At 69.8% G+C, this 12806-nt stretch carries 12 protein-coding genes; 5 read left to right on the forward strand and 7 right to left on the reverse strand.

Annotated features, from left to right (window positions below; all coding sequences use genetic code 11):
* Positions 1 to 140: 140 nt before the first annotated feature.
* Positions 141 to 1001, forward strand: coding sequence for a helix-turn-helix domain-containing protein (locus P696_RS0103800; protein ID WP_026411280.1), 861 nt, complete (start codon positions 141 to 143; stop codon positions 999 to 1001).
* Between the two features lie 64 nt (positions 1002 to 1065).
* A complete protein-coding gene (locus P696_RS0103805; RefSeq protein ID WP_245627485.1) occupies positions 1066 to 1242 on the forward strand; it encodes a DUF397 domain-containing protein in 177 nt (58 codons plus the stop codon).
* Positions 1243 to 1513: 271 nt separating this feature from the next.
* Here P696_RS0103805 and P696_RS0103810 read toward each other — a convergent pair whose 3' ends face one another.
* From P696_RS0103810 to P696_RS0103820, 3 genes are all read right to left on the reverse strand, one after another.
* A complete protein-coding gene (locus P696_RS0103810; protein WP_026411282.1) occupies positions 1514 to 1972 on the reverse strand; it encodes an NUDIX hydrolase in 459 nt (152 codons plus the stop codon).
* A 104-nt stretch (positions 1973 to 2076) separates the two neighbouring features.
* A complete protein-coding gene (locus P696_RS43105; protein WP_034482807.1) occupies positions 2077 to 2733 on the reverse strand; it encodes a dTMP kinase in 657 nt (218 codons plus the stop codon).
* On the reverse strand, positions 2730 to 3767 hold the full coding sequence (locus tag P696_RS0103820; protein WP_064743856.1) for a radical SAM protein: 1038 nt from the start codon (positions 3765 to 3767) through the stop codon (positions 2730 to 2732). Before P696_RS0103820 ends, P696_RS43105 begins: the two co-directional genes overlap by 4 nt.
* Before the next feature lie 769 nt (positions 3768 to 4536).
* Here P696_RS0103820 and P696_RS52025 point away from each other — a divergent pair.
* The gene (locus P696_RS52025; RefSeq protein ID WP_211245596.1) at positions 4537 to 5406 is read left to right on the forward strand and encodes an NsdA family TPR-like regulatory protein; all 870 of its coding nucleotides are present in this window, start codon (positions 4537 to 4539) and stop codon (positions 5404 to 5406) included.
* A 97-nt stretch (positions 5407 to 5503) separates the two neighbouring features.
* On the opposite strand, the gene P696_RS0103830 is transcribed toward P696_RS52025, so the two are convergent.
* A complete protein-coding gene (locus P696_RS0103830; RefSeq protein ID WP_211245597.1) occupies positions 5504 to 6535 on the reverse strand; it encodes a sigma-70 family RNA polymerase sigma factor in 1032 nt (343 codons plus the stop codon).
* Positions 6536 to 6663: 128 nt separating this feature from the next.
* Between P696_RS0103830 and P696_RS0103835 the strand changes: the two genes are divergently transcribed.
* Together P696_RS0103835 and P696_RS43115 are read left to right on the forward strand one after the other, a co-directional pair.
* Positions 6664 to 7242 (forward strand): dihydrofolate reductase family protein, encoded by a 579-nt coding sequence (locus tag P696_RS0103835; protein ID WP_026411285.1) that lies wholly within the window; start codon positions 6664 to 6666, stop codon positions 7240 to 7242.
* A 95-nt stretch (positions 7243 to 7337) separates the two neighbouring features.
* On the forward strand, positions 7338 to 8759 hold the full coding sequence (locus P696_RS43115; protein ID WP_034483196.1) for an MFS transporter: 1422 nt from the start codon (positions 7338 to 7340) through the stop codon (positions 8757 to 8759).
* A 295-nt stretch (positions 8760 to 9054) separates the two neighbouring features.
* On the opposite strand, the gene P696_RS0103845 is transcribed toward P696_RS43115, so the two are convergent.
* The 3 genes from P696_RS0103845 to P696_RS55650 form a co-directional block, all read right to left on the reverse strand.
* Positions 9055 to 11586: a DUF4132 domain-containing protein gene (locus P696_RS0103845; protein WP_026411286.1), complete on the reverse strand. Its 2532-nt coding sequence runs from the start codon at positions 11584 to 11586 to the stop codon at positions 9055 to 9057.
* 5 nt (positions 11587 to 11591) lie between these two features.
* Positions 11592 to 12014, reverse strand: coding sequence for a hypothetical protein (locus tag P696_RS0103850; RefSeq protein WP_034482809.1), 423 nt, complete (start codon positions 12012 to 12014; stop codon positions 11592 to 11594).
* Positions 12015 to 12108: 94 nt separating this feature from the next.
* Positions 12109 to 12657 carry a hypothetical protein gene (locus tag P696_RS55650; protein ID WP_157429500.1) on the reverse strand — a complete coding sequence of 183 codons (549 nt, stop codon included), beginning with the start codon at positions 12655 to 12657 and terminating at the stop codon, positions 12109 to 12111.
* Positions 12658 to 12806 lie beyond the last annotated feature (149 nt).

Below are 12806 nucleotides of genomic sequence, written 5' to 3' on the forward strand. Positions count from 1 at the left end.
GGCTCAACACACGCCAGCTGTTTGCCTGTGTACATGACTGCGCTCTGTGAGGAGTGCCATCCTCTGTGTTGTCAACACTGCAACAGGGGATACCTATTCAGCAAGTCCCAACCGGCAATTTCCCAAAACGGGAGGCTCTTGTGTCGATTCGTCCCACTCCGACGGTGCGCGCCCGACGCCTGCGCTATGAGTTGAGGCGTCTCCGGGAAGCGCGGGCGCTCACCATCGAGCAGGTCGCGCAGAGAGCCGAAGGCGACTTCAGCACGTCAACGATCAGCCGATGGGAGACCGGGGACAGACGGATCAAACCGACCGACCTTCGCCGGTTGCTGGAGATCTACGAGGCAGAAGAGCAGAAGCGAGACGTCCTGGTGGCGCTCGCGCGGGAGGCTCGACAACGTGGCTGGTGGCAGAAGTACGGCACCGCCGTGCCGTCCTGGTTCCAGTTCTTCGTCGGCCTGGAGAGTGAATGCTCCCTGGTCAAGACTTATGAGTCGGAGTTGATCCCCGGCCTGCTCCAGACACAGGACTACCACCGTGCATTCCTGCGGACGGCTCCGGTCGCTGACGACGACGCCGAGATCGAACGCAAGATCAAGGTCCGGATGGAGCGACAAGAGCGGCTCACGGCGGACACCCCGCTCCACCTTTGGGCCGTGATCAACGAAGCGGTGATCCGTCGGGTCGTCGGAGGCCCCGAAGTGACGCGCGAACAGCTCCGGCACGTTGCCGCTATGGCCGAACTGCCGCACATCAACGTCCAAGTGCTGGCGTTCAGGAGCGGAGCACACCCGGCCATGGACGGAGGGTTCACGATGCTGTGCTTTCCGGAAGCATCGGATCCCGACGTCGCGTACGTCGAGAACCAGGCAGGTGGCCTCTATCTTGAAGAAGAGGCAGAGGTGGGGCGTTATAGCCTCATGCATGGGCATCTCGTTGCGAAAGCTCTCGACCCCGACGAGTCTCGCGTGATGATCGCCCGTGCGGCCGAAGAGATCTGATGGTCCCCGATCGAGAAGGGGGTGCGGGTCTATGGACATGCGCCAGCCTGGAACGTCCCGCATCGTGTGGCGGAAGAGTAAGAGGAGCAACAACGGCGGCAACTGCGTCGAGGTAGCCGACTTCCAGTCCGACATCGGCATCCGGGACAGCAAGGCACCGGGGGCTGGACGGCTGACTCTTAGCCGCGACGGGTGGGCGGCGCTCACCGTGCGCGCGAAGAGCGGAGACCTTGACCTCTGAAGTATGTGTGTGAGTCCCCGGATTATTCGGGGACTCACACACAGGTGCCCGTGTTGAGTTGGGCGCTCGTCAGCGGCCGAGGTCGCGGTGGGCGAGGCGCCAGGTTCCGAGGACGAGCAGGGCGGTCGTCGCTTGGACGGGCCGGACCACCGGATGCGGTGCGACGTATCCCCGGCCTACCAGTGCCCCGAGGGCACGCCCCACGACGGCGGTTAGGTGACCCCGACGGTGTCTTCCGACGTGTTCTGGTCGTCCCTGAGGTGCGCTTGTGTCAGGGGGATCGCCAGCCGTGGAGGCTGATGCTGCCGGGGCTGGTCAAGCTGGCGTGGATGCCTTGGCGGATGTAGCCGACGGTGTTGCCGGGCAGGTCGTCGGGTTTCACCCATTGGAGGTCGCTGCAGCGGTCGGGCTCGGCGTTGACGATGTCGCCGTTCCAGCGGCTGGCGGTGAAGAAGACGCCGATGCGATGTTGGCCGTCGGGGTCGGCGTGGTGGCAGATGTGGCTGAAGGCCAGGTCGTCGGGGTCGATGTGGATGCCGACCTCTTCGAGTGCTTCGCGGGCGGCCGCTTGCGGGAGGGGTTCACCGTTGTCGAGTCGGCCGCCGGGGACGGACCAGTCTCCGTCGGCGAAGCCGGTGTTGGCCCGCTGCAGGAGCAGGACCTGGTCGTCGGGGTCGGTGAGGACGAGGTGGACACCGACTCCTGGCCGGTAGTCCTCGGTGTGAGCCATTGTCGCTCCCGGCGGTCGGTGGTGGCCTCGATGGCCACGTTACCCAGACCGCCGGGTCTGCCTGTGGTTCCGCGGGAAGGACGCGATGCGTTCGGGGGTGCTGGTCAGGTGTTTGTGGTGATGACGGAGACCAGGGCGGTGATGTGGTCGGCGAGTTCGGCCGGGGTGCGGTGGCCGGTATCAAGGTGGTAGGCGGTGGGGTCGGTGGCGGCGATCTGGGCGTAGTGGTCCTGGAGTCGTTCCAGCAAGTGGCGGTCGGCGAGCAGGTCGGTGTCGCTGCGGGTCAGGTCGGGCTTGGAGGCCATCCGGGCGGTGAGGATGTCCAGGTCGGTGTGCAGGTAGATGGTCAGGTCGGGTGCGGCCAGGTAGGGGGTGAACGGGGCGATGGTTGCGGTCACCGTGGTGTTGTCGAGGCCGTGGACCGCGGCGTGGTTGGCGATGACGGAGTTGATGTAGCGGTCGGCGACCGCGTGCCCGGTCGTGAGCGCGGAGCGGGCGAGGTCGGAGGCGTGCAGCGCTCCGGCGAGATAGAAGGAGAGCTGGGGGAACGCTTCGGCTTGAGAGTTGATGTAGGGCTGCAGGTCGCTGACCGGGGCGGGGACGGTGTGGAAGTAGGTGCAGCCGAGCTGCTGCGCCAGCAGGAGGGAGACGGTCGACTTGCCCGATCCCGAGATGCCTTCCAGCACGATGAACAGGCCTGCCCGGTCGGCTTGGAGTGGCTGGTAGCGGGTCGGCCAGGCCGCGAGATCTGCGGTGCTCATGCCAGCGTCCCGTCGGTGAAGGCGTCCAGGTGAGCGTTGACCTCTCGCAGCAGGGCGGCCGGAGCACGGGTGTGGCCGGTGACGTCCAGGCGCAGGTCGGGGCGGAGCAGGCAGGGCGCCAGCGTCCCGGCGGTGTCCAGCCGCACAGCCCAGAACCCTTCGACGCAGTTCGGACGGGAGGGGCAGGTGGCGCACTGGCCGACGTGGTGGCGGCCGAGGGAGGCGTCGATGACCTCGATGGTCATCGTGCCCTTGACCCCGGAGACGGTGAAGACCCGCCGTCCTTGGCCGGTGCCGGAGGTGACGACTTCCTCCGAGGTCGCGATCGCCCGCAGCTTCGCACTGATGCCGGATGACGGGATCTTGCCTCCGCCCAGGCCGGCGTTGTGGTCGGTGTCGACGAGTTCGATGATCTGCAACCCGGTGCCGAGGCTGCGGGCGTAGTCGATGATGGCGTCGACCTCGTGGGCATTCTGCTGCTGGAGCAGCAGGTTCAATTCAACGACCGGGATGTGCTCGGTGGCGGCTTCGATGCCGGCCTTGATCTTGGCGATGTCGCCGGGCTTGCCCTCAGCGATCGCCGCGATGCTGGCGTCGGAGAAGTAGTGCAGCGAGACTTTGATCCGGTCCAGGGCGGTGCCCGCGAGCCAGTCCAGATCCTTGGCGAGGCTCAACCCGTTGGTGATGAGCGTGGTCGTGTACTCGCTCGTCCTGTGCGCCGGCATGCCCTCCAGGACCGGGCGGGCCAGCGGTGAGAGCAGCGGTTCTCCGCCGGTGAAGAACACCCGCTGGATCCCGGCTGCGGTCATCGCGTTGATCGCGGTCAGCAGATCGGTCGCGGACAGGACGCGGCGGCGGGGCTGGATGGCGCGGTCGTGGTGGGTGATGCGGGGCGGGATCTCCCCCTCGTTGTGGCAGAACCAGCACCCGAGTTGGCACCTTGGCCCGAAGGAGACACGCAGTTGCCCGCCGCGGCGGGCGAAGGCGGCAGCGCCGCCGGTGAAGTCTGGCAGCGGCAGGTCGGTGATCGTCACACTGTCACCTCGCAGGTGGGTTCGGACTCCTCCCGAGAGTCGGTCCGCGCGACTGAGCGCCTCAATGCCGCCGTCCGGGCGGGTCATCGCCGCTGTCATTGCCGATCGCGGCAATGTTCCGTCCGCGACCGGAGGATTACCGTGGTGTCGAGCCCGCCGTGAGGTGGTGGAGCGATGCCCAGGAATCCGGTCAGGATCAGCCGGGCCCGACGTGCGGAGCTGCAGCGCACGGCGCAGGACATCCGCCGGTCAGGTCAGCGTGCCCGCTGGGACGTGGAACGTATCGCCGCCGCCATCCTCACCGAGCTGCCCGACCTGCTGCCGTTGGAGGCGTGGCGGCTGGCGTTCGGCTGGTCCCGCCGCCAGGTCGTCGAAGCCGTCCAAGACCTCTATCGCGCTGACGGGCTCGCTCCGCCGCCGGTCAACACCTCCATGCTGTGCCGGTGGGAGCACGGCGAGGTCGCCCAGCCGTCCCTGGACTACTGCCGAAACCTCGCGCGCCTGTACCGCACCGACCTGGTCAGCCTGGGCCTGCTGCCCTCCTCGGTGTTGCTTCCCCCGGCGGCCCGAGGCCCGCGCTACCGTCACTGGCAAGCGACGGCGACCTGGGACGGGCAGGCAATGACAAGCTCCGACGACACCACCCCGCTGGCGGCGCTGCGCGAATCCATCCAGCTCGCCCTCGAAGCCGAAGGAGCCGCCGGCGGACCCCTGGTCCGCGACCAACTGCAGTCCGCCGTCACCTACTACTCGCTCAACTTCTCCTCCTATGCCCCCCAGCCAGCTCGCCCTCGAAGTGCACCAGACCCGGGCGCTGACCGCCGCGATGCTGCACCAGCGCCAGACCGAGGCCGACCGGGCCGAGCTGCGGCGCCTGGCGGGCTGGCTGTCGGCGCTGGTCGGCAACCTGGCGTATGTGCTCGCCGACAATCCCGCCGCGCAGATCCATCTGGCCACCGCCGCCCGCCTGGGCACCGCAGTCGGCGAGAACCACCTGATCTGCTGGTCCCTGGGAGCACAAGCGATGGTCGCCAACACCCAGCAGCACTTCGCCGAGGGCCTAGAACTGTCGCTTCAAGCCCTCGAATACGCCGACACGCCCCTGCGACGCGCCCAGATCCTCGCCTGGTGCCAGTTGCGGTCCCTGGCCGGCCTCGGTGACCAGCACGCCTCCGAAGCCGCCCAGATCATGGCCCGTGCCCAAGACGAGATGGCCGTCGACCCGGACGGGGACCAGCCAGGACGGTTCGGGTTCGACCAGCCCGAACTCAGGCTCCACCTCGCCGAAGTCAGCCTCCAACTCGGCGACCACGCCAGCGCCCGCACCCACGCGCAGACGTCCCAGAGCATGAAGACCGTCGGCGGACCAGGGTGGGCAGCGGCGACCTTGACGCTCGCCCGCGGCGAGGCCGCCCGGCACCGGTTCGGCGACGCCGCCGCGCTCGCCGACGAAGTCCTGGACGCCTGCCCACCAAGCTCGATCCGAGAGACCAGCCGCGCCCGGCTCCGCGACCTCGACCACGACCTGTTCACCACCCCCACCCCCGCCCGCGAAGCCCGCGAGCTCCGCGAGCGGATCCGAGCACTGCCAGCCCTAGTGGCGGTCGGGCAGCTCAGCGACGAACCCAACGGCATGTAACCCGGCCCCGGCCGAGGAGACCCAGATATCCGGGCGGCCAGCAAGGTGGTCGCCCGGTGGGTTCAGTCTCGCCGGACGGCGCGCGGCGGATTGGTGGTCAGCGGGGTGGGAGGGAGCGTGGGAGGCCGAACGCTGGGAGGGTGGTGTTCTCGAAGCGGGTGAAGGCGCGGATGCGGTCGCCCGCGAGGCCGAGGACGAAGGTGCCCGTTCCGTGCCGGACGCCGGATGCGGTGCGCAGGTAGGCGCCGAAGGCGGGCTGGCCGTTCGCGCGGGCCGGGACGAGGTCGAACCGGCGTCCCGAGCTGAAGATGTTCGCGCAGAAGCGGGCCACGACGTCCACGCCCTCGTACTCCAGGGGCAGCGGCGGCATGGAGATGAAGACGTCGTCGGTCAGGATGCCGACCAGCGCGTCCACGTCGGCGGATTCGAAGGCGCTGACGAACTTCGCCACGACCGCGTCCTCGGCGGGCGAGCCGGGTGGCGGGGGCGGCTCGTGGTCGGCGGTGGACCGGTGCTCCCGCAGACCGGCGCGCGCCCGCTTCAGGGCGCTCTTGACCGAGTCGACACTGGTGTCGAGCATGCCCGCGACCTCGGCGGCCGGGAACCCCAGGACGTCCCGCAGGATGAGGACGGCGATCTGGCGGGGCGGCAGCAGCTGGAGGGCGGTCACGAAGGCCAGCGACACGGCCTCGGTCTGCTCGAACCGCGCCTCCGGGCCGGGCGGACGGTCGAAGGCCCCTTCGAGCAGCGTGTCCGGGTAGGGCTGGAGCCAGACGACCTCGCCGTGCCGCGTCGGCTCCGGCAGGTCGAACGTGGGGAGTTCCGTCTGCCCGGCGGGACGGCGGCTGGCCGAGCGCAGCGCGCTGAGGCAGGTGTTGGTGGCGATCCGGTAGAGCCAGGTGCGGAGCGAGGCGCGTCCGTCGAATCCCGCGAGGCCGCGCCAGGCGGACAGCAGGGTGTCCTGGAGCGCGTCCTCGGCGTCCTGGAGTGAACCGAGCATCCGGTAGCAGTGCACCAGCAGTTCCCGGTGGTGCGGCTCCGTCAGCGTCCGGAACGCATCGCCGTCCCCGCCCCGCGCCCTGCCGATCAGCTCGGCTCCCGTCACGTCCACGTACGCCGCCCTTCCCATGCCTGCTCTGTCGTCCACCTTGTATGGACGCCGCGTGCCCGTGAAAGGGGGCGCCGACAGACCGACCCCTTTCACGGGCACGTGGCGTCTGCACCGGTGACAGTCACGACATCGGTGAGGAGAACGCCATGGGGAAGATCGTCGTCAGTACGAACGTCTCGCTCGACGGGGTCGTCGAGGACCCGGTCGGCGAGGACGGCCTGAAGGGGCGCGCCTGGTTCCGGCCGGACGAGTCCGCGGACGGCCCGGCGTGGTTCCAGGACGGGCTCGAGGAGTCCAGGACCATCGGGGCGCTGCTGTTGGGCCGCCTGACCTACCAGTGGTTCGCCGAGCGCTGGCCGTCCCAGACGGGCGAGTGGGCCGACCGGCTCAACGCCGCGCCCAAGTACGTGGTGTCCTCGACCATCACCGACCTCCCCTGGGCCAACTCGACGGTCCTGAAGGGCGATCTCGCCGACGGGGTCGCGACGCTGCGGCGCGAGGTGGACGGGGACGTCGTCGTCCACGGCAGCGGGCTGCTCGTCCGCTCGCTGGTGGAACAGGACCTGGTGGACGAGCTGCGGCTGAAGATCCACCCGGTCGTCGTCGGCACGGGCGAGCGGTTGTTCGGCGCGTCCGGGACCAACAGGAGCCTGCGTCGCGCGGGCACGCGGACGATCGGCGAGGGCATCGTCCTGCTCACCTACCGGACCGCTCGCGACGCCTGAACTCCGTGTCGAAGTGCGCCTCCGCTCTGCTCGCGCAGGGCGGAGGCCTTCGCCGGTCGACCGTTACGGAGAGGGCTTCACCTATGAACACGAACATGTCGGCGAGGGAGCGGTGGCTGCTCGCGCTGACCGCGCTGGCCTCGCTGATGATCGCGCTGGACGCGCTGGTCGTCACCACCGCCCTCCACTCGATCGCCCTGGACCTGCACGCCTCCATCGCCGATCTCGAATGGACGGTCAACGCCTACACGCTCCCGTTCGCGGTGCTGCTCATGGCCGGTGCGGCGCTGGGGGAACGCCATGGACGCCGCCGGGTCCTGGTCGGAGGGCTCGTCCTGTTCGGGGCCGCGTCGGCGGGGTGCGCGCTGGCGCCGAGCCTGGGCTGGCTGATCGCGACCCGCGCGGTCCAGGGCGCCGCTGCCGCCGCGGTCACGCCGACGGCCCTGTCGGTGCTGTCGGCGGCCGTCGGGCCTGAGCGGCGTCCGCGCATGCTGGGCCTGTTCGCCTCGATCACCGGACTGGCCACGGCTGGAGGACCGCTCGTCGGGGGCGCGGTCGTCCAGGACCTGGCCTGGCAGTGGATCTTCTGGATCAACGTCCCCATCGCCGCGGTGCTGGTGCCGGCCGTCCTGGCGCGCATCGACCGGGACGCCGGATCCCCGCGCGCCCTGGACTACCCCGGGATCGGGCTGATCAGCGCCGCCGCGTTCGGCCTCGTCTGGGCCTTGGTCAGGGCGAACGACGCCGGATGGGGCAGTGTCGAGATCGTCGCGTCGATGATCGGCGGTGTTGTCGCGCTCGTGGCGTTCGTCGCCTGGGAGCTGCGCGGCGCGGGCGTCCCGCTCATCCCCATGCGCTTCTTCGCGGCGCGCGGGTTCTCGGCCGGGAACGCGGCCGGATTCCTGCTGTTCGCGGGCACGTTCAGCGGCGCGTTCTTCTTCGCCCAGTTCCTGCAGATCGTCCTGGGGCACGGCCCGCTGGCCGCCGGACTGCTGCTGCTCCCCTGGACGGTGACGCTCTTCGTGGTCGCGCCGATCGCGGGCGCGCAGATCAACCGGATCGGCGCCCGGACGCTGGTGTCGGCGGGCATGCTCCTGCAAGCGGCCGGGTTCGGATGCATAGCGCTCATCGCCGGGCCCGGGATGTCGTATGCGCTGCTCGTCCTGCCCTTCGCGGTCTCCGGAGCGGGGTTGTCGATGGCGATTCCGGCGGCGCAGAGCGCGGTCATCGGGGCCGTCCCACAGGCGGCGATCGGCGCGGCCTCGGGAACGTTCAATACCGCTCGCCAACTCGGCGGGGCCTTCGGAATCGCGATCACCACGGCGGTCTTCACGGGGTGGGGCGGGATCGGCTCCGTCTCGTCCTTCGAGGACGGCTTCGGCCCCGCCGTCGCCGTGGCGGCGGCCCTGGCCCTCGCGGGAGCCGCGATCGGCCTTCTCCTCCCACGCCGGACGGCCCCGGTCGGCGTCCGTCCTCCCGGGCCGGTGAAAGCGACGACGGGCGGCCCGCAGATGTGATCACGATGGGCCCCCCGACCGCTGGAGATGCCTCGATGATCGCCGACGACTTCGGAATCCGCGTGCTCGACCTCGACCGCGCCGAGCGCGGCGTCCGGGGCACCTCCGTCCAGAGGACGTCCCGCACCTGCCGGACCTCCGCTCCCCCGGCCTGGGTGCCGGAGCCCTCGCGTGGTCACCCGACGGCCGCTGGCTGGCAGCGAACGTGGACGGCGAGTTCCACCCCATGGATCCGACCGAGGTCTACGTCTTCCGCGTCCCCGAATGACCGCGCCCACGAGGACGGCCCGGCGAATCACGGGGTCTTCGTGAGGGCGTCGAGTTGACTCAGGATCGACGGGTCCTTGATTTCGTCGTCCCCGGCGAGAAGGAGCACCTTGCTCAGGATGACGCTCGTCATTCGGTCGTCGTCGGCGAAAGGGAGGAAGAGGCGGCGGTGCGCGGTCTTGCCGAACGAGGCGGGCACGACGCACAGGTAGCCGCCCGGCTCGACGTGGATGCTGCCGCTGTTCAGGTGCACGCGGTAGGTCGCCCGGGTGCCCTTCACGACGGCTGAGTGCCCGTCGACGGTGACCTGGGACAGGCCCAGGTCGGTGATGAGCGCTCCGAGAACCTGCGCGCGACTGGCCGCCTGCGCCGGGGAGAGGTACGCCTCCGGCTCGGTTCCGGCGACCGACACCATCAGGTCCAGGTCCCGCATGACCTCGGAGAACACCACCGGCGGCACGTCGGCGAGCGGCACGGGCGCGCCGCCGACGCTGCCCGACCCGGTCGGGTCTCCGTAGCGGGCCGGGGCGCGGCGTCCGCCGGTCAGGAAGCGGATCTCGCCGACGTGGACGTCGCCCATTCCGAAGTAGCCGTGGAAGTCGCAGCGCACGGCGGCGATGAGGCCGTCCCCGGCGGCGCGGGTCGCCTGGTGGGCGTCGAACTCGCCGTGCGTGAACCAGCCGCGGCCGGACAGCAACTGGCCCGCCACCTGGCCGTTGACGGTCTGACCGGCGAACCGCCGTGACACGTCGCCCGCTTCACGCTCCGCCGGAGTGAGGACGTACAGCTCGCGGAACACCTGCTTGACGGGCTGCGTGAGACGACGCCGCACGATCTCCGCCTGCCACTCGCCGAGCAGCCGCCGTTCGTGCAGGTCGACGGGGTGGACGGCGGTGACCGGGCCGGTCGTGTCGACCCGGTCGAGCAGGTCGATCGTGCCCGCTTCGTCCCGCCAGAGCAGGGTGGGCAGCATCGCCGCACCCGCGGGCAGCGACATGAGGCGGGACAGCTCGTCCGGTGTGAGGGTGGTGGAGGTGGAGACGAGCCGTTCCACCAGGCCGGTCCGCATGCGGCGCGCCTGGTCCCGCAGAAGCTCCTGGTGTTCGCGTAGTTCCTGGTAGGCGGGGTCGGAGCGGACGGCGGACGGCACCGACTTCAGCGTCTTGCCCGCCCGGCTGACCGCCAGCTTCGGGTCGGCGCCCTCGAACCGCAACGCGATCCGGTAGTCGCCGACCTGCGCCTCGGTGGGGGTTTCGGTGGCGATGCGGGCCTCGCAGTCCCATTCGAGGCGGCTCGCGTCGGGGAACCCGGTCACCTGCGCCAGGTGGTCGAGCGCGACCGAGATCGCGGCGGCGTGGCTGTGCCGCCGGTTGGGACCGAGCTTGGGGCCCTTCTTCGCGATCTCGCGCAGCGCCAGATAGCGATCCAGGACGGTCTCGTCCGGGGCCAGGGGCAGCATCCCGAACGCGGCGATGCCCTGGAGCGCGTTGCGCTTGACGCGTTTCTGGACCTGGGCGCGGTTCCAGCCCATGACCGCCGACGTCAGCTCGCTCGGGACGAGCTTCAGCAGGCGCTGGGCGGCTTCCTCGCCCGCTTCCCCGATCGCGGCCAGGAGGGCGGCACGGTCCTGGCGGGTGACCTCGTCGGCGGGCATCGCCCGGATCAGGCGCATCAGCGACGCGGCGCGCCCCAGGCCGAACAGTGGCAGCAACGCGTCGGCGTCACCTGCGCGCAGCCGCCAGTCGAACGCCCGGCGCTGCTCCTCCACGGGCCGATCCCGCAGGAGGTCGAGCAGGGCGTCGCGTTCGGTGCCGGTCAGTTCCGCGATACCGAGGTGGTCGGCCACGTGCTGGTCGCCGGGCCAGGTCAGCGCCTCTTGGACGAACCGCACGCCGCGCGGGACCGGCGCTTTGGGAAAGTCGTCCCACTCGGCCGGGGGCGAGGACGAGACCAGGCGCCAGGTCAGCTCGTCCACATGGTCTCTGACGGCGTTTGCGCAGGCCAGATGCATGATGTCTCTGCCGAGGTAGCGGTCGTCCGCGTAGGCCCGTTCGACCACGGTGGCGTCCAGGGCCCCGGCGCCGTGCAGCGCGTCGAGGATCCGTGTCACGGTCTCGCGGCGCAGGACGCCCAGCGGGGTGAAGATCAGCAGCCGCAGCAGGTGGGTGTCGGCGGCGTTGACGGCGCGGTCGGCCACCTCGTCCAGTTGCAGCCGGTGACGGACGTCGACCTCGAGGTACGCGGCGAGCAGGGCCTTCCGGCGAGCGGACGGCCAGGGCGTGGTGAGCAGGTCGGCGATGTCGTCCGGCCGGACGACCGGGAAGGCGGCGTCGTAGAGTTCGTCGATCTCGGCGAGGATGTCGTCGATGTGCGGCGCGAAGTTGCCGTACACCAGGTCGTCGGCCCGCTCGATCCGGTGCCGGATCTCCTCCGCGACGTCCCGCATGGCCGTCAGGGCGGCGGCCTTCGACGCCTCCTGCGCCCTTTCCACCAGCCGCCACAGCGCCTGGCGTTGTTCGGCGACGACGTCGATGTACTTCTCCGGGACGGATCGCTCCATGGTGATCAGCCTCCCGCCAGCGCGACCAGCCGCAGGAACACGACCGGTTCGCCGAGCCGCAGCGTGACCTGCTCGTCCAGCTCGGTGACCTGCCGTCCGCCGACGAAGACGGCGAACGTGCCCCGGGAGAAGGCCCGGTGCGCCCGGGTCACTTCCGTGGTGACGTCCGGGGCCGTCGGCTCCCCCGGTGGCAACTTGATCGCACCGGCGGCGGCCTGCGCCCGGATCTCGTCGTCGGACAGGTACTGCCGGTCGAGGGTCCGGCGACAGCGCGCCGCGTCCACGCCCAGCTCCCGGACCTGCTCCTCGACCGTGCGCCGGATCAGCTCCCGGACCGTCGTGCGCTCCCCGGCCAGCCGCACCAGCACCGCCGGGACGTCCTCGCCGGACGCGCCGGGCCTCCGGCTGCGCACCTCGATGTCGACCATGGCGGCCACCCTAGAGGCGCGCACGGACAATCAGCGCGAACCACAGCGACGCCGGGCCGCCGCCCGCCCCTCCCGCCACCGCTGGAGCGATGACCTAATGTGAGTAGTAACAAATGACCGGGGCAAGGTCACCCGGAGTGCCAACTACTCGGCATCCGCTCAATATCTGGGCGGTTCCGTCGCCACCTATCTCATATTCGGGACAGTCCGTACACGCCAATCGCGTCACGTCTCCGCCGGAGCCCTTGCCCTCCCCGAGTCGCCCCCCGTGAACGCATATCGATGTGAGGCCGTGAGTGACCTGCCTGGCCCGGGCCACTGTCCGCTGCTTCACAGCGGCATTCAACAACGCAGCGAACGCACTGCCTTCTGACGTTTCTGGCGTCTTGAAGGTCAGCGTCACCAGCGGATGCGTATGGTCGCCGCATTGCACTACTTCCACCATCTCGACGCTCTCGATCACGTCGAGCGGCAGAGTTGTCCAGTTGGCACAACGACTTCCGATGGCGAACATGAGATGTGTGGAGGAATCTTCGGGAAGTTTAGCCAATCCCGTCAGTCTCACTGAAGTGTCAACTTCACCATGGCGCAGTTTTTCGCTGAATTCCTGCGCCGTGAACAGGCTCGTCTTCTGCGCCATCATGCCCTCCTGGTCGAGTCCGCGACGGCGCGGGCCACCCGGGCCGCCATCGCTCTGTGCGCTGACGTCCAGCTACCCCCTTCCCCAGAGGAAACAACAGCTGATGACGCATTCTTGATAGGCCCCGAGGGCAACTTGACCCAAGCTCAGAC

It is taken from the genome of Actinomadura oligospora ATCC 43269, assembly GCF_000518265.1.
GTDB lineage: Bacteria > Actinomycetota > Actinomycetes > Streptosporangiales > Streptosporangiaceae > Spirillospora > Spirillospora oligospora.